This is a genomic window from Nonomuraea longispora, from assembly GCF_004348345.1.
GTDB lineage: Bacteria > Actinomycetota > Actinomycetes > Streptosporangiales > Streptosporangiaceae > Nonomuraea > Nonomuraea longispora.
The window spans coordinates 1-24731 of record NZ_SMJZ01000082.1 but is presented as its reverse complement, the minus strand read 5'-3'; the positions used below and the strand labels follow the sequence as shown (position 1 = coordinate 24731).

Here is a 24731-nt window from a genome sequence, read left to right as displayed (position 1 = left end):
ACACTACCGGGCAGATCAGCGCTGTGGCCTCGTTCACACGGATGAACGACGTCCTACTTGAGGCCAGAATTTCCGCTGGACCATCAGGGTCGTGGTGCCCGCCAGGATCATGCCGGCCACGTTCATCGACAGCTGCGACACCGAGCCCGCGACCTGCGCCCACTGGCCGAACGCGAGCGCGACGGCCAGGTAGCCGGCGGCGGGCACCGTGGTGACGGAGATGAACACGTCGATCAGGGCCGTCGACTTGCCCGCCGTGATCGACGACACGCCGGCCACGCTGATCAAACGTAGATGGAGCATCCGGCCATTGTCGTCGATCGGACGTTGACGGGGTTTTGACCGGCGTACGCGAGGGTTTCTCGCATGTGCCGCTTCAACTGCCACGAACACGGTGAGGAGTGCTGGTTCGCGGGCATCGACGACCAGGGGTGCGGGGGCAGGTTCGCGCGCTTCGTGTTCGATGAGGCGTTCAGGTCTGGCGGAGCCGTACGCGTCGCACCGAGTGATCGGCGGCCTTCTTGAGGACCAGGTCGGCGCGGCCTCTGGTGGGGGCGATGTTCTCGACGAGGTTACGTTCGTTGATGTCGCGCCAGACGTTGACCGCGAACTCCGTGGCCTCGTCGTACGACATTTCCGCGATGTGCCGGAAGTACGACTTCGGGTCTTCGAAGGCGGTCCGGCGGAGCTTGTGGAAACGTTCGACGTACCAGGTGCGGATGTCCTCGACCTTGGCGTCGACGTAGAGGGAGAAGTCGAAGTAGTCGTTGACGGCGAGGGAAGTGGGAGGGGCGGGCTGGAGGACGTTGAGGCCCTCGATGATCAGGATGTCGGGGCTCTTCACGGTCTGGTGGGCACTGGGGACGATGTCGTACTCGAGGTGGCTGTAGACCGGCGCCCGCGTCTCCGCGGCCCCGGCCTTGACCTCTGCCACGAACCTGACCAGCGCCCGCCGGTCATAGCTTTCGGGGAAGCCCTTGCGGTGCATGATGCCCTTCTTCTCCAGCACCGCGTTCGGGTAGAGGAAACTGTCGGTGGTGACCAGCTCCACGTGCATGTGCTCGGGCCAGCGGGCCAGGAGGGTGTGCAACAACCGCGCCGTCGTCGACTTGCCGACCGCGACGCTGCCCGCGATGCCCAGGATGTACGGCACGCGCTGTTCGTCACGCCCGAGGAAGGCGCTCAGCACGCTGCTGCGTTGTTTGGACCCGGTGAAGTGCAAGTTCAGCAGCCGGGTCAGGGGGAGGTAGATGTCGGTGACTTCGGTCAGGTCGATGGGGTCGTCGACGCCGCGCAGCTCTTCCAGCTCGCCTGCGGTGAGAGTCAAGGGCGTGTTCTTGCGGAGCTCGCTCCACTGCTCCCTGCTCAGTTCCACGTAGCCGTTGTTCACCTAGGCAGCGTAGCGATGCGGGAGAGGCCGGATCCTGCCGGGGCGCGGGGAGGTTGTCCACAGGCTGTGGACGGCGATCCGGGGCTGCGAGAATCACCCCCGATTCCGATATATGAAGGTTTGTCGGGGGTTACTGTTGCGGGCGGGAGGCTTCCGTGGACCGTCGTCGTTTCATCACCAGCGTGGTCGCCGCAGCCGGCGTCGCGGGCCCCTTCGCCGGGGTGGCCTGCGCGGGCGCCCAAGGGGGTGCGAAGCCGGTGCGCGCGTACGGGCCGCCGCGTCCCGTACGCGATCTCCGTGACGGCAAGGTGCGCCTGCGCCTGCCCGACGGGTTCAAGTACCGCTCGTTCAGCCTCGCGGGCGACCGGTTCGGCGACGGCTCGGCCGTGCCCGGCAGGCACGACGGCATGGCGGCCTTCGCCGGCCCCAAGGGCAGCGCCGTCCTGGTCCGCAACCATGAGGTCAACGGGCCCGTCGGCGCGTTCGGCGACAAGGACAGAGCGTACGACCCCATGGCCGGGGGAGGCACCTCGACGCTGCAGGTCACCCGCTACGGAGAGGTGATCAAAAGTGGCCCGTCGCTCAACGGCACCATGATGAACTGCTCGGGCGGCCCCATGTCATGGGGCGCATGGGTGACGTGCGAGGAGACGGTCAACGGCCCCGACGTGGGCGACGACTTCTCCGGCGGCGACAACTCCAAGCTCACCCGCCCGCACGGCTACATCTTCGAGGTGCCGCTCGGACGCCCGGCCGACGCCCGGCCGATCAGGTCGGCGGGACGTTTCGCGCACGAGTCGGCCGCCTTCGACCCCTCCACGGGCGCCATCTACCTCACCGAGGACAACTTCGGCTTCCCGTCCGGCTTCTACCGTTATCTCCCGCCCAAACACCCCGCCGTGGCCGGGCGGCTGCTCGACGGCGGCAGGCTGCAGATGCTCGCGGTCAAGGGCGCCAAGCGCAAGGACCTGTCCACGGGCCAGGAGCCGGGCGCCTCCTACGCCGTCACGTGGGTGGACATCGACGATCCCGACCCCCGCTTCACGGGCACGCCCTCCAACGACGAGGCCGTCCAGGCCGTGGGCCGGCAGGGCAGGGAGGCCGGCGCGGCGATCTTCTCCCGGTTGGAGGGCGCGGTCTACCGCCAGGGGACGGTCTACTTCGTCTCGACCCAGGGCGGGGCCACCGCGGCCGGCGACACCCCGCCCGACGGGTTCGGCAAGGGGCGGGGACAGGTCTGGGCGTACGAGACGTGGAGCCACCGGCTCAAGCTCGCCTACGAGTCACCGCGCTCGGAGGTGCTCGACCTGCCCGACAACGTGACGGTCAGCCGCCGCGGCACGCTGGTGTTGTGCGAGGACGGCGACGGCGCCAACTTCCTGCGCGGGCTCACCAGGTCGGGGGAGATCTTCGACTTCTGCCGCCTGGAGCCGATCCCCGGAGACGCCGGAGCCGAGTTCGCCGGCTCCACGTTCGGACCGGGCGGCCACACGCTCTACGTCAACGTCCAGGCCGAACACGGCATGTCGATCGCCATCTGGGGGCCGTGGGAGAAGGGGTTGTTCTAGGCTTGGTGCGGTGATCGTGGGCATCGGGGTGGACATCGTGGACATCCCCCGCTTCGAAGCGACGCTCCGCCGCACGCCGCGGTTGCGCGAGCGGTTGTTCACCGAGGCCGAACGGCCGCTGCCGGTGCAGTCGCTGGCGGCCAGGTTCGCCGCCAAGGAGGCCGTGGCCAAGGCGCTCGGCGCTCCCCGAGGGCTGGGGCACCAGGAGGCGGAGGTGCGCTGCGACGACCTCGGCAAGCCCGAACTCGTGATCACCGGGCGGGCCGCCGAGGTGGCGCGCGAGCTCGGGGTCAGACGCTGGCACCTCTCACTCAGCCATGACGCGGGCGTCGCCGTGGCCTACGTGATCGCGGAGGGATAACTTCGGATCATGCGCACCGCCTACACCGCCGACCAGATCCGTGGCGCCGAGCACGCGCTCATGGCCCTCCTGCCGGAGGGCACGCTGATGCAGCGGGCCGCGTGGGGGCTCGCCGCCGTCTGCGCCGACCTGCTCGGCCGCGTGTACGGCAAGCGCGTCGTGCTCCTCGTCGGCAGCGGCGACAACGGCGGCGACGCCCTCTACGCGGGCGAACGGCTGGCCCGGCGCGGGGCCCGGGTGGGCGCCGTGCCGGCCGGGTCCAAGATCCACGAGGCGGGCCTGCTGGCGTTCAGGCGGGCGGGCGGCCGGGTCGTCGACCGGGCGGCGATCGACGACGCCGACCTGATCATCGACGGGCTCGTCGGCATCGGGGCGGCGGGGGCGTTGCGGGAGTCGTACGCGGAGCTGGCGGCCCAGGCGAACGCCGCCCGCGGCGCGATCGTCGCGGTCGACGTGCCGAGCGGGGTCGACGCGAGCAGCGGCCAGGTGCCCGGAGCGGCCGTGCGGGCCAAGGTGACCGTGACGATGGGCGCGTACAAGACCGGGCTGCTCGTCGATCCCGGCGCGGCCTGCGCGGGCACGGTGGAGCTGATCGACATCGGGCTCGGCGCCCACCTGCCCGATCCCGACGTGGCGGCGCTGACCGGCGGCGACGTCGATCTGCTGCTGCCGCGGCCGGCCCACGAGTCGGACAAGTACCGCAGGGGAGTCCTGGGGGTCGCGGCGGGCAGCGACCTGTACACCGGCGCCGCCGTGCTCGCCGTGGGCGGCGGGCTGCGCGCGGGCGCGGGCATGGTGCGCTACGCGGGGACGCGTGCGGCGGTCGCGCAGGTGCGCAGGCACTGGCCCGAGGCGGTCGTCACCGAGCTGGACCGGCCCTCGGTCGACGGCGTCGGGCGGGTGCAGGCGTGGGTGCTCGGGCCGGGGCTCGGCACCGACGACTGGGCGCACGAGCTGGCGGCCAGGGTGCTCGCATCCACCGTGCCCGTGCTGATCGACGCCGACGGGCTGACGCTGGTGGCCAGGGACCGGTCGTTGCTGCGCCGCGGCGCGCCCGTGCTGATCACCCCGCACGCGGGCGAGCTGGCGCGGCTGATCAGGGCCGAGCGCGACGACATCGAGTCGGCCCGGCTGGAGCACACCCGCAGGGCGGCGGCGGAGCTCGGCGTGACCGTGCTGCTCAAGGGCTCCACCACGGTGGTGGCGGAAGACGCGCGGCCGGTACGGGTCAACGTCACCGGCTCGCCGTGGCTGGCCACAGGGGGCACGGGCGACGTGCTGTCCGGGGTGGCCGGCTCGCTGCTCGCCCAGGGGCTGAGCTGCTACGACGCGGCGTCCTGCGGGGCCTACCTGCACGGGCTGGCCGGACGGCTGGCCGCCGGCGGCGCGCCGCTGACGGCGGCCGACGTGGCCACCGCCGTCCCCGCGGCCATCCGCGCGGTGAGCGGCGGCACGGCCTGACCGCGCGGCCCCGGTGGCGAAAGTCCTCGCCGCCGGGGCCGTGAGGGGTGAAAATCGCGCTCGACCACGTACGTGACCTGCCACACTAGAAGAATGTACTCCCCGATGGCCACGCCCGCGCAGGCTCGGGTCGACCTGGGTGCGATCAGGCACAACGTGGCCCTGCTCAAGGAGGGGGCCGGTGGCGCGGAGCTGATGGGCGCGGTCAAGGCCGACGCCTACGGTCACGGCCTGGTGCCCACGTCCGAGGCGGTCCTGGAGGGAGGCGCGAGCCGGCTCGGCACCGCGTTCGTCAGGGAGGCGCTCGCGCTGCGCGAGGGCGGTGTGACGGCGCCGATCCTGTCCTGGCTCGTCACCCCGGGAGAGCCGATCGAGGAGGCGCTGCGGGCCGACGTCGAGCTGTCGGCCTCCGACGAGGGCATGCTCGGCGAGATCGCCGCCGCCGCACGGCGTACGGGCCGCACCGCGAAGCTGCACCTGGAGGCCGACACCGGCATGAGCAGGGGCGGCTGCCCGCCCGCCGCCTGGCCGGCGCTGCTGGCGGGGGCGCTGCGGCTGCAAGCCGAGGGCGTCATCGAGATCGCCGGTCTCTGGTCCCATTTCGCCTGCGCCGACATCCCCGGCCATCCGTCGATCGGGCGGCAGCTGGAGGCGTTCGAGGCGGCGCTGAAGCTCGCCGAGCAGGCGGGCGCGGCCGGCTCCCATGTGATCAGGCACATCGCCAACTCCGCCGCCACTGTGACGCTGCCCGAGGCCCGCTACGACCTGGTCAGGCCCGGCATCGCCCTCTACGGCCTGAGCCCCGTGCCCGAGCTGGGCGACTTCGGTCTCAGGCAGGCCATGACACTGGTGGCCCAGGCGGGGCTGGTCAAGCGGGTCCCCGAAGGCTCCGGGGTGTCCTACGCCCACCTCTACGTCACCGAGCGCGAGACGACGCTCGCCCTCGTGCCGCTCGGATACGCCGACGGTGTTCTGCGGCACGCGACGGGGAAGGCGGAGGTGCTCGCGGGCGGGCGACGCAGGACGGTCGCCGGCCGGGTGTGCATGGACCAGTTCATGATCGACATGGGCGACGACCCGCTGTCTGCCGGAGACGAGATCGTGCTGTTCGGGCCGGGCGACAGGGGCGAGCCGACCGCTCAGGAGTGGGCGGATAATCTCGGCACGATCACGCATGAGATCGTGACCAGGATCGGTTCGCGTGTGCCGCGGGTCTACGAGCACAGGAGTTCGCGATGACCCGGGGCACCTCGCGGCGGGCATGAGCGGGAGAAGGGTCGGGGAGATGACGACGACAAGACGGCGCAGGGTAGGGATCGCCGGCGCGCTCGTCGGTGCGGCTTCCGCCGGTGTCGCGGCGGCGGCGCTGGCCAAGCGCTACGCGGTCGGCCGCATCAGGTTGCGCCCCGATGACGAGGCCAGCGAGCCGTTCGGCGAGTTGCGGGGCAGGGAGCGCACGCTCGTCACCTCCGACGGCAAGGTCCTGCACGTCGAGATCGACGGCCCCGACGACGCGCCGCTGACCGTCGTCTTCTGCCACGGCTACTGCCTCAGCCTGGAGTCCTGGCACTACCAGCGCAAGGACCTGCGGGAGAACTACCGGCTCGTGCTGTGGGACCAGCGCTCCCACGGCCGCTCGCAGCGCGGCGGCTCCGACGACAGCACGATCGACCGGCTGGGCGACGACCTGGCCGAGGTGATCGACGCCTACGTGCCCGGCCCGTGCGTGCTCGTCGGCCACTCCATGGGCGGCATGACGATCATGGCGCTGGCCGACCGCCGTCCCGAGTTGTTCGGCGAGAAGATCCGCGCGGCCGCGCTCGTCGCGACCTCGGCGGGCAAGCTGGCCGAGATCACCCTCGGCCTGCCCGCGCTGCTGTCCAAGGTCGTGCACAAGGTGGCCCCCACCACGGTGTCGATGCTGGGCAAACGCGGCGCGCTGGTCGACCGCACCCGCCACGCGGGCAGCGACATCGCCTTCCTGATGACCCGCTACATGGGCTTCGGCGACTCCAGGAACGTCAGCCCGACCCTCGTCGACTTCGCCGAGTCGATGATCAGGGCGACGCCGACCGAGGTGGTCGCCGACTTCTACCCCGCGCTGATGAACCACGACAAGCTCTCCGCGCTGCACGTGCTCGGCCCGGTGCCCACCGCGATCCTGGTGGGCGACGGCGACTGGCTGACCCCGCCCGAGCACAGCAGGGCGATCGCCGCCGCGCTGCCCAAGGCGCAGCTCACCGAGGTGCCCGACACCTCGCACCTGATCCAGTTGGAGCGTCCGGGCATCGTCAACGACGCGCTGCGCGACCTGGTGAAGAGGGTGGAGCTCTAGTGCGGCTCGCCACCCCGGAGGACATGCGCGCCTACGGCGCCCGCCTGGCCGCGCGGCTGCGCCCTGGAGACCTGCTCGTCCTGTCGGGCCCGCTCGGCGCCGGCAAGACCACGCTCGTGCAGGGCATCGCGGAAGGGCTCAAAGTACGCGGCCCGATCACCTCGCCCACGTTCGTGATCGCCAGGGTGCACCCGTCGCTGCGCGAGGGGCCGCCGCTCGTCCACGTCGACGCCTACCGGCTGGGCGGCGACCTGGAGGTGGACGACCTCGACCTGGACGCCTCGCTGGAGGAGTCGGTCACCGTCGTCGAATGGGGTGAGGGGCTCGTGGAGGGCCTGGCCGACGACCGGCTGGAGATCCACATCGACCGCGAGGCGGGCGACGAGGCCCGCGTCGTGACCCTGCGCGGCGTGGGCGAACGATGGGCCGACACGCCGCCTGAGCCGCCTGAAGAGTAAAACGGCGGTCAAGTACCGGCAATGCTGGCACCCTTGACGTACCCGGACGATGATGTAAATCATGATCGTTGGCTAGGGTTCGCCCAGAATTTCTGGGTATCAGGAGGGGCGACGTCCATCTCTCTGGTGGATGCTGAGGTGCAAGACGGCAAAGTGGGGTGCGGCCGGTGCTCAGGGACAGGCGAGTCGCGTACGCGGGGGTCATCGTCATTCTCGGTCTGACCGGCTGCACAGCCTCGGCCGAAGCAGATCCGACGACGACACCCACCCCCACGGCGAGCGGCACCACCGCGGCCCCGACGGCCAGTGGCAGCCCGAGCGCCACCGCCACCAGGCAGACCATCTCGGTGCAGCTCAACCCCGACCGCGTCACCGCGGGCGAGACGTCCACGGTGTGGATCCTCGCCAACTGCCCGGTCCCGACCGGAGGTCCCGCCCACACCGGCACCGCCACGTCCAAGGCGTTCGTCAACGGCGTCACGCTCAACCCGGTCCCCGCCGCGTCGGTCACCCCCACCCCGACCGCGACGCCGGCCAACGGCTCGCCCTGGGTGCGCGGCGACGCGCAGGTCTCCGGTACGGTCCGGCGCGGCAGCTACCGCGTCGACGTCAAGTGCGACGGCACCAACGACATGGGCAGGGCCACGCTCAGGATCGTCGCGGCCGAGCCCGACGACGACCCGACAGGACTGCCCAGCAAGGCACCCAAGGCGGGCGGCGGCGGCACGTACGCGAAGGACGCGAGCGACGAGTCGTCGATCCCGCTCGGCCCCGCCGGCGCGCTGATAGCGCTGGCGCTGGCCGCCGGCGTCGGCATAGCGGTCAAGCGCCGTAAGGCATAGACCATGGCCCGTCCAGGACGGGTGGTGCTCGCGGGCGCCGTGACGGGACTGCTGCTGGTCGCGTTCGGCAACAACCTCAAGACCGGCACCACCCCCGCGAAAGCCGTCGTACCGGAGAGCATCGACATTCCGTCGATCGACGTCGAGGCCCCGCTGATGGAGCTCGACCTGCTGAAGAACGGCGAGATCGAGCTGCCGCCCTACGAGAAGCCGAAGATGGCCGGCTGGTTCACCGGCAGCGCCGTGCCCGGAGAGAAGGGGGCCTCGGTCATCATCGGCCACGTCGACACCAAGACGGCGCCGGCCGTGTTCTACAAGCTGCGGAACTTACGCAAGGGCGAGACCGTCAAGGTGGAACGCAGCGACGGCAAGACCGTGACATTCAAGGTGGACGGCATCGAGCAGGTGCACAAGGACGCCTTCCCCGCCAAGCGGGTCTACGTCGAGGACGGGCTCAAGCTGGTCACCTGCGGCGGCAAGTTCGACTACGCCAAGGGCGAATACCTGGACAACGTCATCGTGTACGCGTCCCCCGCCTGAAATCGGTTGCGCCCTCCGGGACGATGAGGACATGAATGCGGAGAGCAACCCGCCCGCGTCCGGCGTCCGGGTGCCGTGGCACGGCGTGCACCCGCCGGTGCGAGCGGCGGTCGAACGGTTCCTCGGCGATCCCGTGGCCGAGGCGACCACGCAGCCCGGCGGCTTCTCTCCGGCCGCCGCCGTACGAGCTGTGCACCGACCCCGATCCCGCCATCACCGCGGTGGTCGCGGCCATGGCCGGCTACTTCGTCTGCCAGGGCCGCATGCCCGGCCCGCCCGGCCTTCCCACGGTCAGGGCGTTCCAGCGGGCGCAGGGCGTCGTGGCGCTCGACTGGCTGCGGCGGCGTACGGGCTGGGCCTGACGGCCCCTCACACGGGCTCCCACGGGCCTCTGGAGGCGTACGCGCTGGGCGGGCGGACCGTCCTGCTCGTGCTCGCTCACGGCCGGGAGAGACACCTACGGCGGGTACGCTAGACAGTCGTGCTGGTCCTGGCCTTTGATACCGCGACACCCGCCGTCACCGCCGCGCTCCACGACGGGGAGCGGGTGCTCGCCGAGTCGACGACGGTCGACGCCCGGCGCCACGGTGAGCTGCTCGCCCCGACCGTCCAACGGGTCCTGACCGAGTCGGGGGCCTCGGTGCGCGACGTCACGGCCGTCGTGGCGGGCAGCGGTCCCGGGCCCTACACCGGGCTGCGTGTCGGCCTGATGACCGCGCAGGGGTTGTCCGCCACGCTGGGCGTGCCCTCCTACGGCGTGTGCACGCTCGACGCGCTCGCCTTCGGCAGCGGCCTGGCGGAGCCGTTCCTGGTGGCCACCGACGCGCGGCGCAAAGAGGTGTTCTGGGCGCGTTACACCGACGTGCGCACCCGGGTGGAAGGGCCGTCCGTCGACCGGCCCGCCGAGGTGCCGGTGGAGGGGCTGCCGGTCGTGGGAGCCGGTGCCGCGCTTTATCCCGACATATTGGGGGAGCGGAGCGATGTGTCCCCCTACCCGAGCGCCGGGGCGCTGGCCGCGCTCGCGGCCGAGCGGCTCGCCGCGGGCATCACGCTCGACCCGCCCCGTCCGATCTACCTGCGCAGGCCCGACGCCGTGGTGCCGGGCGCGCCGAAGAGGGTGACGGCGTGAAGCTCAGGCTGATGACCGAGGCCGACCTGCCGGCGGTCATGTCGATCGAACAGGCCACTTTCCCGCTCGACGCGTGGAGCGAGGGCATGATGCGCGGCGAGCTGGCCGACATGCCGCGCTCGCGCCACTACGTGGTGGCTCTGGTCGACGACGAGATCGTGGCCTACGCCGGGCTCGCCGCCGCGGCCGACCAGGCCGACGTCCAGACCATCGCGGTGCTGGAGAAACACCAGGGCACCGGCATCGGCAGCGCGATGCTCACCGAGCTGCTGGCCGAGGCGCACCGCAGGGGAGCGCGCGAGATCTTCCTCGAAGTACGCGCCGACAACGCACGCGCGCAGACGGTCTACCGGCACTTCGGGTTCGAGGAGATCGGCACCCGACGCCGCTACTACGACGACGGCACCGACGCGATCATGATGAGAAGGAAGCTCAATGGCTGACGAACCGCTGGTCCTGGGGATCGAGACCTCCTGCGACGAGACCGGCATCGGCATCGTCAGAGGCCACACGCTGCTGGCCAACACCATCGCCTCCAGCATGGACGAGCACGCGAGGTTCGGCGGCGTGGTGCCCGAGGTCGCCTCGCGCGCCCACCTGGAGGCCATGACGCCGACCGTGGAGGCGGCGCTCTCAGAGGCCGGGCTCGCCTTCTCCGACATCGACGCCGTCGCCGTGACCGCGGGCCCAGGGCTCGCCGGCGCGCTGCTGGTCGGGGTGGCCGCGGCCAAGTCCTACGCGCTCGGCCTCGGCGTGCCCCTCTACGGCGTCAACCACCTGGCCGCCCACGTCGCCGTCGACCAGCTGGAGCACGGGCCGCTGCCCAAGCCGTGCGTCGCGATGCTCGTCTCGGGCGGCCACTCGTCGCTGCTGCTCGTGCCCGACGTCGCCGAAGACGTGATCTCGCTCGGTTCCACCGTGGACGACGCGGCCGGTGAGGCGTTCGACAAGGTGGCGCGCGTGCTGGGGCTGCCCTTCCCCGGAGGGCCGCACATCGACAGGGCGGCCCGCGAGGGCTCCGGCGCGGCGATCGCCTTCCCCCGGGGCAAGATCGACGACGGCACGCTCGACTTCTCCTTCTCCGGGCTCAAGACGGCCGTGGCGCGCTGGGTCGAGACCCGTGAGGCGTCAGGGCAGTCCGTGCACGTGCCCGACGTGGCGGCCTCCTTCCAGGAGGCCGTGGTCGACGTACTGACCCGCAAGGCGTTGCAGGCGTGCGGGAAATACGGGGTGGACGACCTGCTGATCGGCGGCGGCGTGGCGGCCAACTCCCGGCTGCGCGCGCTGGCGCAGGAGCGGTGCGAGGCGGCAGGCGTGCGCCTGCGGGTGCCGCGGCCGGGGTTGTGCACCGACAACGGCGCCATGGTCGCGGCTCTCGGGTCCGACCTGGTCGCGGCCGGAGTCACCCCTTCGGCCCTGGAGATCCCGGCTGACTCCTCGCTGCCGATCACGACGGTCCACGTCTGAAGGCGTTGTGAGACGCCTGTGCTCTGTCCCGTTCTGGTCTTCCGGGAAGTCCGGCCGGGTCGCAGCGCCGTTCGCTACTGGAAGTCTGCGCTCTCTTCGTTGGACAAGACGCGGGCGAACGCGGCGTAGGTCGGCGTGCCAGGCTGTCGGTCCAGTACGGCGAAGCGAATGTGGTCGAAGCGGTTGCGTGTGGCCAGCGCCCGGGCGAACGTGTCGGCGACCAGCCGGGGCTCGTTGCCGAACACCCCGCACCCCCACGCTCCGAGCACCAGCCGGCGGTGGCCATGGGCCTGCGCCACATCGAGCACACGAACGGCCCGTGTCCACAGCGCGGCCGGTATGCTGCCCGCCACCTGCGGCTGGTTGCGTGCGATGGCCCGTGCGTTGGGCGCGGCCGCGGTCAGGAACGCCACGCGATACGGCTCGTCGAGCAGGCGGCCCTTGTCGTCGCGGAAGACCGGCACACCGGGCGAATAGATGACGCGGTCGCTGTAACGCAGGTCGCCTTGGGCGCGGTGGTAGGCGTAGAACTGCGGGACAGCGGTGAGGCAGGCGTACAGCGCCGATGCCCTGGCCAGGCTCTCCTCCTGTGCCTGGGCGCCGGTGATGAACCCGCCGCCGGGGTTCTTGGCCGAGGCGAAGACCAGGCAGGCCGGGTCGGTGCCGTCGCCCGCCATGGCTCGGGCCGCCTGCAGGGTGGACTCATTCGTGACCTCGATGCGAGGACCCGGAATCTCCTGCTCGGCCTCCGCGTCGCCCAGGGCCGTGTCCAGGTCCTCCTCGGGAAGGTAGAGCCGGGTGCCCGCCAGAGCATGGGCGACGTCGTCGGCGAGAGACACCCATTGGCCACCTGGCGACGTGTAACCGCCCTGTTCGACGGTAGCGACCGTGTCTCGTGCGATCGCGCGTAGCCGGGTACTCATGATCCGCATGGTGACATCGAGGCGACCCCCGTCGCGAGGGATTTTCCCCGCGCGGGCTCTGGAGGGTGCGTACGTGGGCGCGGGCAGGCCGGAGAGGCGTGCCCGCGGAGCGGTCAGTCCTTCGCCCTGGTGGGGCGGAGCAGGGCCTCGGCCAGCGCCAGCATGGTCTCCTCCAGGGCCCCGAGCCGCTTGTTGAGGTCGTCGGCGGCGGGCTGGACGATGCCGGTGACCGTCTCGGCCAACTCGTCGCGGTCGGGACGGGTGCGGACCAGCTCGGTGAGCACGCCGGCGGCGTCGGCAAGGCGCTCGGCCTGGTCGCCGGTCTGCGAGCGGATCAGCTCGCCGACCCGCTCCGGGATGGCCGCGGGCAGCTGGCCGACGCGCTGGCTCACCGACTCGATGCGGTCGTCGACGGCCTCCAGGTGCTCGCTGGCCTGCGCGGCGCGGGTGGCCAGGCCGTTGACGTGGGTGTCGAGGACGTTGAAGCGGCTGTCGAGCCCTCCGAGGTGGCCGTCGATGGCGTCGAAGCGGCTGCTCAGGTGCTCTTCGGCCTCGCCGAGACGCTCGTCGATGGCGTCCACCTGGCTGTCGAGCCGGTTGAAGCGGCCCTCGGTGCGGGTGGTGCTCTCGCCCACGCGCTGGTCGGTGGCGGCCATGCGCTCGTCGAGCGCGGTGAAACGGGCGTCGACGCGCACGTCGAGCGCGTCGAAGCGGTCGTCGTGGCGGCCCAGGTGGCCGTCGAGGATGCCCAGGCGCTTGTCGACCCCGCCGAGGCGGCCGTCCACCGAGGTGAGGTGCTTGTCGACGCCGCCCAGCCGGGTGTCGATGCCGTCGACCCTGGTGTCGATGTCGGCCAGGCTCTCGCCGGCGGACTCCAGCCGGCCGCCGAAGTCGGTGACCTTGGCGTCGAGGCCGGACAGCGTGCTCTCGGCCCGCTCAAGCCGGGCGTCGACGCCGCCGAGCCGGGCGGTCAGGCGCTGCTCGCTCTCGCCGAGCTGCACGGCGAGGTGGCGGTCGGTCTCGTCGAGCCTCGCGGTGAGCCGCTGCTCGACGTCGGACAGGTGGCCGGTGAGCTGGGCGTCGGCCTCCTTGAGCCGGATGGCGAGCCGTTCGTCGGCCTCGACGAGGCTCCTGGCCAGCCGCTGGTCGGTCTCGTCGAGGCGGGCGGTCAGGCGCCGGTCGGTGCCCTCCAGGCGCACGGTGAGCCGCTCGTCGGTCTCGTCGAGCCGGGTGGTGAGGTGTCTGCCGGCCTCGTCGAGGCGGGCGGTCAGGCGCTGGTCGCTCTCGTCGAGGCGGGCCGTCATGCGCTGCTCGACCGCGTCGAGACCGGCCCTCAGCTGCTCGGACGAGTCGGCGATGCCCTCGGACAGGTCGCCGATCAGGCCTTCGACGCGGTCGGTGCGGGTGGCCAGGTCTGCCATCGACCGGTCGAGCCGGGTGAAGCGGCCGGCCGCGGCCTCCATGCTGGTGCTGAGCGTGGTCAGCCTGGCGGCGAAGTCGGACATGCCCTTGGTGATGCCGTCGGCGGTGTCGAGCACCGCCTTCAGCCGGTCGAGCGCCTCGTCGACGCCCTCGCCCACGGTGCCGACGTCGGCCCGTATGGTGGGCAGCTCGGCCACGGGGGCGACGCGGGCGTCCACGCCGCCCACCCGCTCGCCGACGGCGTCGACGTGGTCGCGGACCGCCTCCACGTGCTGCGCCAGGCCCTCGGCCCACATCGGTGGCTTGGCGGTGATGTCGTCGAGCCGCCCGTTGACCGCCTCCAGTGTGCCGCTCAGGCCGCCGAGCTCGCGCTCGCGCACCTCGCGCAGGAGCCACTCCATGCCCTCCAGCCGCTGGCGGATCTCGTCGAGCATGGCGCCCTGGGTGCGCTGCTCGTAGACGTGATCCTGGGAGGCGCGCTGCAGCAGGTCTCGCATTCTCTCGGAGATGGCCAGATGGCCGCCTGCCTGAAGAAGGGTGGTGTGGTTGGAATGATCCACCGAAAGCTCCTTCGCTCGCCGACGGTCTGCCGCGCAGCGGTGGGGTAGGTCCGGTTTGCAGATGAAAGAGCGAGAACACGGTTTACCGCAGTGGGGGAGAACTCCCGCCCGCCCACCTTAGCCTTTTGATCAAGGTACGTCAGCGGCGAATTCAAAGATCGATCGAAACCGAAGAATGCCCGAAATGCCAGCTCAGATGGGGGATGGCTGGTTGCAGATGATGACCGATGGTTTATCGGCAATGCGTGTCAGGATGACGACCGCGGATTCATTCCCTTTGAGCCGCAGATCGCTGCGCAGGCGTTCGACGTCGACGGCGGAGGCGCGCTTCTTGATAGTGACATTTCCGATTTTCCGCTCCCGGAGTGCGGCGCGTAGTTTCTTCAGCGAGAACGGAAGTACGTCGTCTATCTCGTATCTCGTGGCCCATGGGGTGACCACGGGAGCGTCGCCCGTGATGTACGCGATCATCGGATCGAGCAGGCGGCCGGCGACCAGCTCGGCCACCTCGCCCACGAGGTGCGCGCGGATGGCGGCGCCGTCGGGCTCGTAGACGTACCGGCCGGCCGGCCCCGTGCCGGCCTCGACACCGGTGGCGGCGAGAGTGTGGCCGCCCGGCAGGAGGGTGGCCCGCCTGCCCGCCTCATGGGCCGCGCCGGTCCAGAGTGTCGCCTCCTTGACCTCGCCCTTGAAGGACACCCACTCGGCCTGCGCCCCTTCGGGGATGAACGTGTAGGGGATGCCGGGGGCGACCTTGAGGCAGGCCGTACGGGCTCTGGAGACGAGGCCGAGCACCACGGGCCACGGCGGCGAGTAGGCCATGGGGTCGAAGGTGCGGCCCCTGCTCGTACGCCGCGCAGGATCGGCGAAGAGCGCGTCGTAACGCTCCGGCTCGACGGCGGCCGCGTCGGCCACCCTCACCGTCACCCGGTCGCCCAGCCCGAGAGCCTCGGCGTTGGCCCTGGCCACGGCGGCGGTCAGCGGGTCGGTGTCGACGGCCTCCACGGTGCACCCCGCGCGGGCCAGCGCCAGCAGGTCGCCGCCGATGCCGCAGCAGGCGTCCACGACCCCGGGCGCGGGGACTTGCGCGGCGATCAGGCGGGTGGCGCGGTGCTCGGCGACCTCCGTCCGGGTGGACTGCTCGAGGCCGTGCGGTGTGAAGTACATCAGCCGGGCGTCATCGCCGAACTTGGCCGTGGCCCGCTCCCTGAGGGCCGCCTGGGTGAGCGCCGCCGAGGTGAGCGCCGCGTCGTACGTCCTGCGCAGTCTCGTGGCGGCGGCCACCGGGTCGGCGCCGGCGAGCTCACCGGCCTCGGCCAGCGCCCGCCGCCCGCGCGGGGTCAGCAGCTCGTCGAAGGCGTCGAGGTCCACGTGGCACGACGTTAGCGCCACGACACGGCGCCAGGACACAGCGGCCCGACCCGGCGCCACGACCCGGGCTCGCGAATCGCGCGGCCGGAGAAGCGGCCGGAGAAACATCTCGAACCCTGTATGACCGGCCATTACCCTGGTAGAGGACTGTCGCGGGCCCTGCGATCGCTCTCAGCAGACGCGTTCGTGTTGACTGTCAAGCCCCTCTTGCATATGTTTCCTGTTGGCACTCTCCCCTTGAGAGTGCCAACGTGCGACGAGGCAGGTCTGACACCCGCGACGGCAGGCCCAGCTGGTCGCCTCTTCTAGATCATTCAAATCTGAAGGGGAGGTCCGATCGTGACGACCGCCACCAAGGTTCCCGTTAAGCCGCTCGGCGACCGCATTGTGGTTCAGCCGCTTGAGGCCGAGCAGACCACCGCTTCCGGCCTGGTCATCCCGGACACCGCCAAGGAGAAGCCGCAAGAGGGCAAGGTCCTCGCGGTGGGCCCCGGCAACTGGGACGAGGACGGCGACAAGCGGATTCCGCTCGACGTCTCCGAGGGCGACATCGTCCTCTACAGCAAGTACGGCGGCACCGAGGTCAAGTACGGCGGCGAGGAGTACCTCGTGCTCTCCGCCCGCGACGTTCTCGCGATCATCGAGAAGTAAGCCGGTGCGTCGGGCCCCGGGCGCTCCAAGGGGCGACCGGGGCTCTCGACGCTAGGAGAGGACTTTTCAGCTATGGCGAAAATCCTGACGTTCGACGAGGACGCGCGCCGCTCACTCGAGCGTGGCGTGAACGCCCTCGCGGACGCCGTGAAGGTGACCCTTGGCCCGCGTGGCCGCAACGTCGTCATCGACAAGAAGTTCGGTGCGCCGACGATCACGAACGACGGTGTGACCATCGCTCGTGAGGTCGAGCTGGAGGAGCGCTACGAGAACCTCGGCGCCCAGCTCGCCAAGGAAGTTGCCACCAAGACCAACGACATCGCCGGTGACGGCACCACCACCGCCACCGTGCTGGCCCAGGCCATGGTCCGCGAGGGCCTGCGCAACGTGGCGGCCGGCGCCTCGCCGCTGTCGCTCAAGCGCGGCATCGACAAGGCCGCCAATGTGATCAGCGAAAAGCTGCTCGCCACCGCCCGGCCGGTCGAGGACAAGAAGGAGATCGCCAACGTTGCGACGATCTCCGCCCAGGACGCGCAGATCGGCAACCTGATCGCCGAGGCGTTCGACAAGGTGGGCAAGGACGGCGTGCTCACCGTCGAAGAGTCCAACGCCATGGGCATGGAGCTCGAGTTCACCGAGGGCATGCAGTTCGACAAGGGTTACCTGTCGGCCTACATGGTGACCGACCCCGAGCGGATGGAGTCCGTCCTCGAGGACGCCTACATCCTGCTCACCCAGGGCAAGATCGCCTCCATCGCGGACTTCCTGCCGCTGCTGGAGAAGATCGCCCAGACGAAGAAGCCGCTGCTCGTGGTCGCCGAGGACGTCGAGGGCGAGGCCCTGGCCGTCCTGGTCACCAACAAGATCCGCGGCACCTTCACCTCCGTGGCCGTCAAGGCCCCGGGCTTCGGCGACCGCCGCAAGGCGATGCTGCAGGACATGGCCATCCTCACCGGCGGCCAGGTCGTCAGCGAGGAGATCGGCCTCAAGCTGGAGCACGTCGGTCTCGAGGTGCTCGGCCAGGCCCGCCGCGTCGTGGTGACGAAGGACAACACCACCATCGTCGACGGCGCCGGTGACGCGCAGGCCATCGAGGACCGCGTCAAGGAGATCAAGATTGCCATCGAGCAGTCCGACTCCGACTGGGACCGCGAGAAGCTCCAGGAGCGCCTGGCCAAGCTCGCCGGCGGTGTGTGCGTGCTGCGTGTCGGCGCCGCCACCGAGGTGGAGCTGAAGGAGAAGAAGCACCGCCTCGAGGACGCGATCTCCGCGACGCGCGCCGCGATCGAGGAGGGCATCGTCTCCGGCGGCGGCACCGCGCTGATCCACGTCGCCAAGGGGCTCGACGACCTCGAGCTGTCCGGCGACGAGGCCACCGGCGTCGGCATCGTGCGCCGCGCGCTGGTCGAGCCGGCCCGCTGGATCGCCGAGAACGCCGGTCTCGAGGGTTACGTCGTGACCCACAAGATCGCCGAGCTGGAGGCCGGTCACGGCCTCAACGCCGCGACGGGCGAATACGGCGACCTGCTCGCGCAGGGCGTCATCGACCCCGTCAAGGTGACCCGGTCGGCGGTGCAGAACGCGGCTTCGATCGCGGGCATGCTCCTCACGACCGAGGTGCTCGTGGTGGACAAGCCCGAGGAAGAGGCCTCGGCCGACGGCCAGGGGCACGGTCACGGCCACGGCCACTGACCGCTTCTCCCGCTTCACGGCCCGCATCCCCTCGGGGATGCGGGCCGTTCGTCGTTCCAGGGCACAGGGGTGCGGTCGTGCGGCGCTCTGGTGGCGCGGGCCCGCATGACGTCCCCCGGTGGCGCCCTCCGGCTCCCGGGGCGCCTACGGCTGCCTCATGGCCGTGGCGGTGGCGCTCTGTGGCGCTCTGTGGCGCTCGGTGGCGCTCATGGCCGTCTGGACTGCCGCGTCTCTGAGCGGCGTCCCGGGCCGTTGGGGGGAAGTGGGGAAAAAGGTGGAATATTGCAGTAAACCGGAAGAGGGCGGTAAGCGTCTGTGTCTGACAAATGTCGTGCATTCCCGGTTATGAGATGAAACATTATGTCAGCCGTTTCGCCGTAGTGTACCCATTTGATTACTGATAGTTATCATCGCTTCAGATGTGACCAATCCGTAGCCGTTCGCCATGACGACAGGCCGGATCGGTGCGGGCATCATGCCTATCGTGAGCGAGGGAAGCGTCGCCGACGCCAAAATTGGGGTAAGGCTCGCGTCGAGACTTCCGGCACGGACGGATGACTCCGACCTTAGGGAACTGACGAGCCTCGCCGTGCAGGGAGATCGCAGTGCGATCGAATCTCTGCTCGGCGAGTTGCGTCCGATGGTGGTGCGGTATTGCCGTGCCAGGCTGGGTAGGGTTTCGGGGCAATATCACATTGCCGATGACGTCGCCCAGGAGGTGTGCATCGCGGTCCTGTCCGCGCTGCCGCGCTACCGCGACATGGGGCGGCCGTTCGCCTCCTTCGTGTTCGGGATCGCCTCGCACAAAGTGGCCGACGCGCTGCGCAGCTCCGTGCGCTCGGCCGTACCTACCCAGGACCTGCCTGACGGGCCCGACGACGGGCCGGGGCCCGAGGAGACGGTGGTCCGCTACATCGAGGTGGAGCACGCGCGCAGGCTGCTGGCCAGGCTGCCGGAGAACCAGCGGGAGTTGCTGCTGTTGCGGGTGGTGTCGGGGCTCTCCGCCGAGGAGACCGGTAATGTACTCGGCATGTCACCGGGTGCGGTCCGCGTCGCCCAGCATCGGGCGCTGGCCAGGTTGCGGCAGATGGCCGAGCTGGAGTCCGCTTGACGCCAGAGGACGAGACCGATGCGCTGCTCGACGCGCTCGGCCGTGGAGAGATGCCCGACTCGGGCGATCCGGCAGCACGGTTGCTGGCCGTGCTGCTCGACGACGTGGATCAGCGGCGCTCCTCCGTGTCGATGACGCCATCGACATAGCCTCTGGCGTACTCCCAGCTGACGTAGTCGGCGGGATCGGGGTGGAAGGCCGGCTCGTGGACCTGTGGCTGGCCTTTCTCGATCATCTGTCGCAGGTTGCCGCGCAGCAGCTCCCAGTCGAAGAAGTGCTGCTCGCCGCATTCGGGGCAGTCGAGCACGAGGCCCAGCACACCCTGCGGTTCGAGCAGGGAGCGGAAGACCTCGACGTCGGCGAGGTCGGTGATGGCCTCGTCGCGTTCGGCCGCGGTGAGTGGCTCGGCGTCGTCCAGGGCGCCCATCGCCGAGGAAGGGTCGTTCGGGTCGTCCGCGAACGGGTCGCGGGGGACGTCTTCCAGCACCTTCCCACCATATGACCGATGCGGCCCGAGCGGTGGCTATTACCTCAGCCATCCGCGTCTGGCGGCCTCCACGCCTGCTTGAAAGCGTGACTGGGCGCCCAATTCGGCCATGGCCCCGGCGAACCTCGCTCGTACCGTCCTGACCGAGATCCCGAGCTGCCGGGCTATCGACTCGTCGCACAGGCCCTGCGCGGCCAGGCGCAGCACCTGAGCCATCCCGTCAGTTCCGCGGCCCCACGGCAGAGGCGTGGCGCGGCCCCACAGCTCGATGAAGAGGGCGCGGAGCATGCCCACCACGATCGGCGTGCGTACGAGGTAGAAGTGGTAGGCGTGGTCGGGCAGGTTGCCGCCCCAGAACGCGGGCAGACCGGCCACGTCGGCGCCGGCGGTCATGAACCAACTCGGCACACGGTCCAGCGTGCGTACGTTGCCGCCGGCTTCGAGCAGGCGGGTCAGCAGATCGCGTACGCCCGGGAGCGTCAGGGCCGAAACCGGCAGGATCATGTGAACGGCCAGAAGATTTCGTTGTTGCGCATCAATCCACGGATCCGCAAATTTACGAGCAAAATCGCTCATTGTGCGTTCGTCCGGGATTGCTGTGTGCAATTCCATCGGCGGCGACTGCACGGCCATACCGACCACGCTTTCGAACAGGACGTCGGCCCCGTTCAACATCTCCACCGTGAAAGGCCCGCTCTGGTAGTCGCGGCCGGCGTCGTAGTCGTGGATCAGGCCGCGGATGGACGCGAGCGCCGAATCGATCATGCGGCTCTCCTCGGCCAGCCGCTCCAGCCGCTCGGCGATCACCCGGCCGAGCGCCGCCGCGGGGTGGCGGGCCAGGTATTCGCCCGACCGTTCGTCCACCACGCCCAGTTTGACCAGGTCGTCGAGCTGGCGGGTGACCTTCTCCACGGGGCCGTCGATGGCCTGTGCGAGATCGGTGCGGGTGGCTCTGTGCAGGCGCAGCACCGTTGAGTAGAGCGCCCTCTGGGCAGGGTCGAGGCCCAGCGTCTCATAGGGATCTGACGCGGCTCTGGGCTCATTGCGCATCGTGGGCGGCTCCGTAAGGGGGACACGGGCGTGCCGCGAGAATAACGCCGCATTGCGCCCGTGTCCTCACCTTCCGCCGACTGATGGAGGGAGGTGTGCAACTTCGTGCAATTGCACGTTTTCACCTTGCGATTGTGCCGTTGAGTGACGCAGGCTTTACCTAGCGTCGGCATCCGGAAGCGGGCGTGGCAGCGCCGCCCATCAGGACGCGGAGGGGGGTTCGGTGGTGCGCACGCGCCACCACGCCCGGGTGCCGGTGGCTGGGGGATGGGACGGGTCACCGACCGCCCCATCCCCCAGCGCTGTGAGATGCCGGGAGTACGACGGACCGTGGGGGTCATCGTGCTCCCGGCACTGCGCGCCTCCTGCCGCGGGACCGGGAAAGGTCCCTGCGCGCCGGGCTCCGAGGCCGTGAACACGATTTTGGAGGCAGGCCCTAGACTTGGCTGCATCAGCGCATCGGCAGGAGGGGGCCGCAGCATGTCCAAGTTCACCGAGATGGGTCTGACCTTCGACGACGTGCTGCTGGTTCCTGGATATTCCGATCTGCAACCGGGCGACGCCGACACCCGGTCCCGCCTGTCCCGTGGCGTCACGCTGTCCATCCCGCTGGTCTCCGCCGCGATGGACACCGTCACCGAGGCCCGCATGGCGGTCGCCATGGCGCGGCAGGGCGGCATCGGCATCCTGCACCGCAACCTGTCGGTCGACGAGCAGGCCCAGCAGGCCGACCTGGTCAAGCGTTCCGAGGCGGGCATGGTCACCAATCCGGTGACGTGCAGCCCCGACGACACGCTGGCCGACGTCGAGCGGCTCTGCGCGACCTACCGGATCTCGGGGGTTCCCGTCACCGACGTGTCGGGCACGCTGGTCGGCATCGTGACCAACCGCGACATGCGCTTCGAGACCGACCAGTCGCGGCCCGTGCATCAGGTCATGACCAAGATGCCGCTGGTCACCGCGCCGGTGGGGGTCTCGCGTGACGACGCCTTCGCCCTCCTGAGGAAAAACAAGATCGAGAAGCTGCCCCTCGTCGACGCCGACGGCAGGCTGCGCGGCCTGATCACGGTCAAAGACTTCACCAAGAGCGAGCAATACCCTCTGTCCACCAAAGACGCCGACGGCCGGCTCATCGTGGGGGCGGCCGTCGGCGTCGGCGGTGATGCGGAGGTGAGGGCCAAGGCGCTGATCGAGGCCGGGGTCGACGTGGTGGTGGTCGACGTGGCGCACGGCCACTCCAAGGGCCTGGCCGACATGGTCGCCAAGGTCAAGGCCAACAGCAAGGTCGAGGTCATCGGCGGCAACATCGCGACGAGGGCGGGCGCGCAGATGCTGGTCGACGCGGGCGCCGACGCGGTCAAGGTGGGCGTGGGGCCCGGCTCCATCTGCACCACGCGGGTGGTCGCCGGGGTCGGCGCCCCGCAGGTGACCGCCATCCACGAGGCATCCAAGGCGTGCGCGCCCGCGGGCGTGCCGGTGATCGGCGACGGTGGCCTGCAGTATTCCGGCGACATCGTCAAGGCGATCGCCGCCGGCGCCGACACGGTCATGCTGGGCTCGCTGCTCGCGGGGTGCGAGGAGTCGCCCGGCGAGCTGATCTTCATCAACGGCAAGCAGTTCAAGTCCTACCGCGGCATGGGCTCGCTCGGCGCCGTACGCAACCGCGAGCGCGGCGGCGCCTCCTTCAGCAAGGACCGCTACGCCCAGGCCGACGTCGGCGGCGAGGACAAATACATCCCCGAGGGCATCGAGGGTCAGGTGCCCTATCGCGGCCCGGTCTCGGCCGTCGCCCACCAGCTCATCGGCGGGCTGCGCCAGGGCATGTGGTACGCCGGCTGCCGCACGATCTCGCAGATGCACACCGACTGCGAGCTCATGCCGATCACGGCGGCGGGCCTCAAGGAGAGCCACCCCCACGACATCCAGATGACGGTGGAAGCTCCGAACTATCACAGAAGGTAAGTTCATGACTCAGCAGGTGGAGATCGGCCGGGGAAAGACCGGGCGGCGGGCATACTCGCTCGACGAGATCGGGCTGGTGCCCTCGCGGCGCACCCGTGACCCGGAGGAGGTCTCGATCGCCTGGCAGATCGACGCCTACCGGTTCGAGTTGCCCGTGGTGGTCGCTCCCATGGACAGCGTGGTCTCGCCGGCCACCGCCATCGAGATCGGGCGGCTGGGCGGGCTGGCCCCGCTCGACCTCGAAGGGCTCTGGACTCGCTACGAGGACCCGTCGCCGCTGCTGGAGGAGTGCTCGACGCTCGACGCCGCGGCGGCCACCAAGCGGCTGCAGGAGATCTACGCGGCCCCGATCCAGGAGGACCTGATCGGCCGGCGGATCGAGGAGATCCGCTCCTCCGGCGTGACGACCGCCGTGCGGTTGTCGCCGCAGCGCACGGTCCAATACCACAAGGCCGTGATCGACGCGGGCGTCGACATCTTCGTCATCCGCGGCACGACCGTCTCCGCCGAGCACGTGTCGGGGCGGGCCGAGCCGCTCAACCTCAAGCAGTTCATCTATGAGCTCGACGTGCCGGTCATCGTGGGCGGCTGCGCGACCCACACGGCCGCTCTCCACCTGATGCGCACGGGTGCGGCGGGGGTGCTGGTCGGCTTCGGCGGCGGCGCCTCCCACACGACGCGCAACGTGCTCGGGGTGGCCGTGCCGATGGCCACCGCGATCTCCGACGTCGCCGCGGCCAGGCGCGACTACATGGACGAGTCGGGCGGCCGCTACGTGCACGTGATCGCCGACGGCGGCATGGGCACGTCCGGCGACATCGCCAAGGCCATCGCCTGCGGGGCCGACGCCGTGATGGTGGGCTCGCCGCTGGCCCGCGCCGCCGAGGCGCCCGGCCACGGGTTCCACTGGGGTTCCGAGGCGCACCACCCCGACCTGCCGAGGGGGCGACGGGTCGAGTTCGGGACGGTGGGGACGCTGGAGCAGATCCTGCACGGGCCGTCGAGCGTGGCCGACGGTTCGATGAACCTCATGGGCGCGCTCAAGCGCACCATGGCCTCCACCGGCTATTCCGACATCAAGGAGTTCCAGCGGGTCGAGGTCGTGGTGGCCCCGACCCACTCCTGACCTGTCCCGATCCGCCACCGCGGCCCACCGGCGGCACTGCGCGCCGGGCTGCGGTGAAGTTATGGTTTCGGGCATGGAATCCCTTGAAGAGCGAGTTGCCCGGCTGGAAAGGCAGATCGCCTACCTTGAGCGGCACCTCGGCATCGATCCCGCGCTGATCGACTCCGTCGACGGAGATTCACGACTGCCGCCCGACTTCTACGCGGCGATGCGCAAGGGGAAGAAAATCCTGGCGATCAAGATCTACCGGGAGGCCACCGGGGCGTCGCTGATGACCGCGAAGAAGGCGGTCGAGGAGATGGAGCGGCAGGGCCTCGGCCGGAGGTGAGCTCGGGCCGCTCCGGCCCGGCAGGATGGCCCATCACCACCGCGCGCAACCGGCTCAGCGGGTGTAGGTCGTCACCAGGGTGCCGTTGCTGAACGTCTCGGTGCCGGTCAGGGTGAACGTCGTCGGCCGGAAACCGCCGTGGAAGGCTGGGATGCCCCCTCCCGCCACCACCGGGTAGCACTTCGTGATCAACTCGTCGATCTCCGGCAGGAGCTGTGCGGCCACGTTGCCGCCGCCGCACAGCCAGATGTCGAGCCCGTCCTCCTGCTTCAGCCGCCGCACCAGGCCGAGCGGGTCGCCGGGGACCAGCTCGATGGCGGGCTCGTCGATGCTCTTGATGGTGTTGGAGATGACGTACTGCCTCATGTGCGGGTAGGGGTTGGTCGTGCCCGTCTCCAGGCCGATCTCGTACGTGCCCCGGCCCATGAGCACGGTGTCGAAGCGCTGGTTGGGGGCGTCGAAGCCGGTCTGGGCCCGGATGGGGGCGGGCACCGTCT

The 24731-nt window shown here is 70.3% G+C and carries 27 protein-coding genes; 19 read left to right on the top strand and 8 right to left on the bottom strand.

The window, feature by feature from the left end:
• Positions 1-33 precede the first annotated feature (33 nt).
• Positions 34-303 (bottom strand): DUF389 domain-containing protein, encoded by a 270-nt coding sequence (locus E1267_RS21780; RefSeq protein ID WP_132334430.1) that lies wholly within the window; start codon positions 301-303, stop codon positions 34-36.
• A 169-nt stretch (positions 304-472) separates the two neighbouring features.
• Positions 473-1375, bottom strand: a complete 903-nt coding sequence (coaA, locus tag E1267_RS21775) for a type I pantothenate kinase (RefSeq protein ID WP_132334446.1) — start codon at positions 1373-1375, stop codon at positions 473-475.
• Between the two features lie 170 nt (positions 1376-1545).
• On the opposite strand from coaA, the gene E1267_RS21770 reads away from it, so the two are divergent.
• The 12 genes from E1267_RS21770 to tsaD all read left to right on the top strand — a co-directional run bounded on the left by E1267_RS21770 (position 1546) and on the right by tsaD (position 11551).
• On the top strand, positions 1546-2958 hold the full coding sequence (locus E1267_RS21770; protein ID WP_132334429.1) for an alkaline phosphatase PhoX: 1413 nt from the start codon (positions 1546-1548) through the stop codon (positions 2956-2958).
• Positions 2959-2968: 10 nt separating this feature from the next.
• The gene (locus tag E1267_RS21765) at positions 2969-3319 is read left to right on the top strand and encodes a holo-ACP synthase (protein WP_132334428.1); all 351 of its coding nucleotides are present in this window, start codon (positions 2969-2971) and stop codon (positions 3317-3319) included.
• Positions 3320-3328: 9 nt separating this feature from the next.
• Positions 3329-4780, top strand: a complete 1452-nt coding sequence (locus tag E1267_RS21760) for an NAD(P)H-hydrate dehydratase (RefSeq protein WP_132334427.1) — start codon at positions 3329-3331, stop codon at positions 4778-4780.
• A 105-nt stretch (positions 4781-4885) separates the two neighbouring features.
• Positions 4886-6019 (top strand): alanine racemase, encoded by a 1134-nt coding sequence (gene alr / locus E1267_RS21755; protein WP_132334445.1) that lies wholly within the window; start codon positions 4886-4888, stop codon positions 6017-6019.
• A gap of 46 nt (positions 6020-6065) precedes the next feature.
• Positions 6066-7115, top strand: coding sequence for an alpha/beta fold hydrolase (locus E1267_RS21750; protein ID WP_132334426.1), 1050 nt, complete (start codon positions 6066-6068; stop codon positions 7113-7115).
• Positions 7115-7573 carry a tRNA (adenosine(37)-N6)-threonylcarbamoyltransferase complex ATPase subunit type 1 TsaE gene (gene tsaE, locus E1267_RS21745; protein ID WP_342774856.1) on the top strand — a complete coding sequence of 153 codons (459 nt, stop codon included), beginning with the start codon at positions 7115-7117 and terminating at the stop codon, positions 7571-7573. Before E1267_RS21750 ends, tsaE begins: the two co-directional genes overlap by 1 nt.
• A gap of 167 nt (positions 7574-7740) precedes the next feature.
• Complete coding sequence (locus tag E1267_RS21740; RefSeq protein ID WP_132334425.1) at positions 7741-8415, top strand: hypothetical protein; 675 nt, start codon at positions 7741-7743, stop codon at positions 8413-8415.
• Between the two features lie 3 nt (positions 8416-8418).
• Positions 8419-8955 carry a class F sortase gene (locus E1267_RS21735; protein WP_165959722.1) on the top strand — a complete coding sequence of 179 codons (537 nt, stop codon included), beginning with the start codon at positions 8419-8421 and terminating at the stop codon, positions 8953-8955.
• Positions 8956-8990: 35 nt separating this feature from the next.
• Positions 8991-9317, top strand: a complete 327-nt coding sequence (locus E1267_RS45340) for a hypothetical protein (protein WP_181957823.1) — start codon at positions 8991-8993, stop codon at positions 9315-9317.
• A gap of 119 nt (positions 9318-9436) precedes the next feature.
• The gene (gene tsaB, locus E1267_RS21725) at positions 9437-10084 is read left to right on the top strand and encodes a tRNA (adenosine(37)-N6)-threonylcarbamoyltransferase complex dimerization subunit type 1 TsaB (protein WP_132334424.1); all 648 of its coding nucleotides are present in this window, start codon (positions 9437-9439) and stop codon (positions 10082-10084) included.
• An 11-nt stretch (positions 10085-10095) separates the two neighbouring features.
• Positions 10096-10527 (top strand): ribosomal protein S18-alanine N-acetyltransferase, encoded by a 432-nt coding sequence (gene rimI, locus E1267_RS21720; protein WP_132334442.1) that lies wholly within the window; start codon positions 10096-10098, stop codon positions 10525-10527.
• Complete coding sequence (gene tsaD, locus E1267_RS21715) at positions 10520-11551, top strand: tRNA (adenosine(37)-N6)-threonylcarbamoyltransferase complex transferase subunit TsaD (RefSeq protein ID WP_132334423.1); 1032 nt, start codon at positions 10520-10522, stop codon at positions 11549-11551. Before rimI ends, tsaD begins: the two co-directional genes overlap by 8 nt.
• Before the next feature lie 74 nt (positions 11552-11625).
• Here the strand turns inward: tsaD and E1267_RS21710 are convergent, their stop codons facing one another.
• The 3 genes from E1267_RS21710 to E1267_RS21700 all read right to left on the bottom strand — a co-directional run bounded on the left by E1267_RS21710 (position 11626) and on the right by E1267_RS21700 (position 15827).
• Complete coding sequence (locus E1267_RS21710) at positions 11626-12474, bottom strand: TIGR02452 family protein (protein WP_132334422.1); 849 nt, start codon at positions 12472-12474, stop codon at positions 11626-11628.
• 113 nt (positions 12475-12587) lie between these two features.
• Positions 12588-14456 carry a hypothetical protein gene (locus tag E1267_RS21705; RefSeq protein ID WP_132334421.1) on the bottom strand — a complete coding sequence of 623 codons (1869 nt, stop codon included), beginning with the start codon at positions 14454-14456 and terminating at the stop codon, positions 12588-12590.
• 192 nt (positions 14457-14648) lie between these two features.
• Positions 14649-15827 carry a class I SAM-dependent methyltransferase gene (locus E1267_RS21700; RefSeq protein ID WP_132334420.1) on the bottom strand — a complete coding sequence of 393 codons (1179 nt, stop codon included), beginning with the start codon at positions 15825-15827 and terminating at the stop codon, positions 14649-14651.
• A gap of 339 nt (positions 15828-16166) precedes the next feature.
• Here E1267_RS21700 and groES point away from each other — a divergent pair, with 339 nt between their 5' ends.
• From groES to E1267_RS44490, 4 genes are all read left to right on the top strand, one after another.
• Positions 16167-16478 carry a co-chaperone GroES gene (groES, locus tag E1267_RS21695; RefSeq protein ID WP_043623565.1) on the top strand — a complete coding sequence of 104 codons (312 nt, stop codon included), beginning with the start codon at positions 16167-16169 and terminating at the stop codon, positions 16476-16478.
• A 72-nt stretch (positions 16479-16550) separates the two neighbouring features.
• Positions 16551-18170: a chaperonin GroEL gene (groL, locus tag E1267_RS21690; RefSeq protein ID WP_132334419.1), complete on the top strand. Its 1620-nt coding sequence runs from the start codon at positions 16551-16553 to the stop codon at positions 18168-18170.
• Between the two features lie 475 nt (positions 18171-18645).
• Entirely contained in the window at positions 18646-19281 is a 636-nt protein-coding gene (locus E1267_RS21685) for a sigma-70 family RNA polymerase sigma factor (protein WP_132334441.1), read from the top strand.
• Positions 19278-19430: a hypothetical protein gene (locus E1267_RS44490; RefSeq protein ID WP_165959721.1), complete on the top strand. Its 153-nt coding sequence runs from the start codon at positions 19278-19280 to the stop codon at positions 19428-19430. Before E1267_RS21685 ends, E1267_RS44490 begins: the two co-directional genes overlap by 4 nt.
• Here the strand turns inward: E1267_RS44490 and E1267_RS21680 are convergent.
• Both E1267_RS21680 and E1267_RS21675 read right to left on the bottom strand, forming a co-directional pair.
• Positions 19391-19768, bottom strand: coding sequence for a DUF5319 domain-containing protein (locus E1267_RS21680; RefSeq protein ID WP_090930411.1), 378 nt, complete (start codon positions 19766-19768; stop codon positions 19391-19393). The two genes, E1267_RS44490 and E1267_RS21680, sit on opposite strands and share 40 nt — an antisense overlap.
• A gap of 39 nt (positions 19769-19807) precedes the next feature.
• Positions 19808-20680, bottom strand: a complete 873-nt coding sequence (locus tag E1267_RS21675) for a response regulator transcription factor (RefSeq protein WP_246064120.1) — start codon at positions 20678-20680, stop codon at positions 19808-19810.
• A gap of 618 nt (positions 20681-21298) precedes the next feature.
• Here E1267_RS21675 and guaB point away from each other — a divergent pair.
• The 3 genes from guaB to E1267_RS21660 all read left to right on the top strand — a co-directional run bounded on the left by guaB (position 21299) and on the right by E1267_RS21660 (position 24234).
• The gene (guaB, locus tag E1267_RS21670; protein ID WP_132334417.1) at positions 21299-22780 is read left to right on the top strand and encodes an IMP dehydrogenase; all 1482 of its coding nucleotides are present in this window, start codon (positions 21299-21301) and stop codon (positions 22778-22780) included.
• Positions 22781-22784: 4 nt separating this feature from the next.
• Positions 22785-23906: a GuaB3 family IMP dehydrogenase-related protein gene (locus E1267_RS21665; protein ID WP_171055424.1), complete on the top strand. Its 1122-nt coding sequence runs from the start codon at positions 22785-22787 to the stop codon at positions 23904-23906.
• Between the two features lie 73 nt (positions 23907-23979).
• Positions 23980-24234, top strand: coding sequence for a hypothetical protein (locus E1267_RS21660; RefSeq protein ID WP_132334416.1), 255 nt, complete (start codon positions 23980-23982; stop codon positions 24232-24234).
• A gap of 54 nt (positions 24235-24288) precedes the next feature.
• Here the strand turns inward: E1267_RS21660 and E1267_RS21655 are convergent.
• Positions 24289-24731, bottom strand: a 443-nt coding sequence (locus E1267_RS21655) for a dihydrofolate reductase family protein (protein WP_132334415.1), incomplete at its 5' end; no start/stop codon positions are given.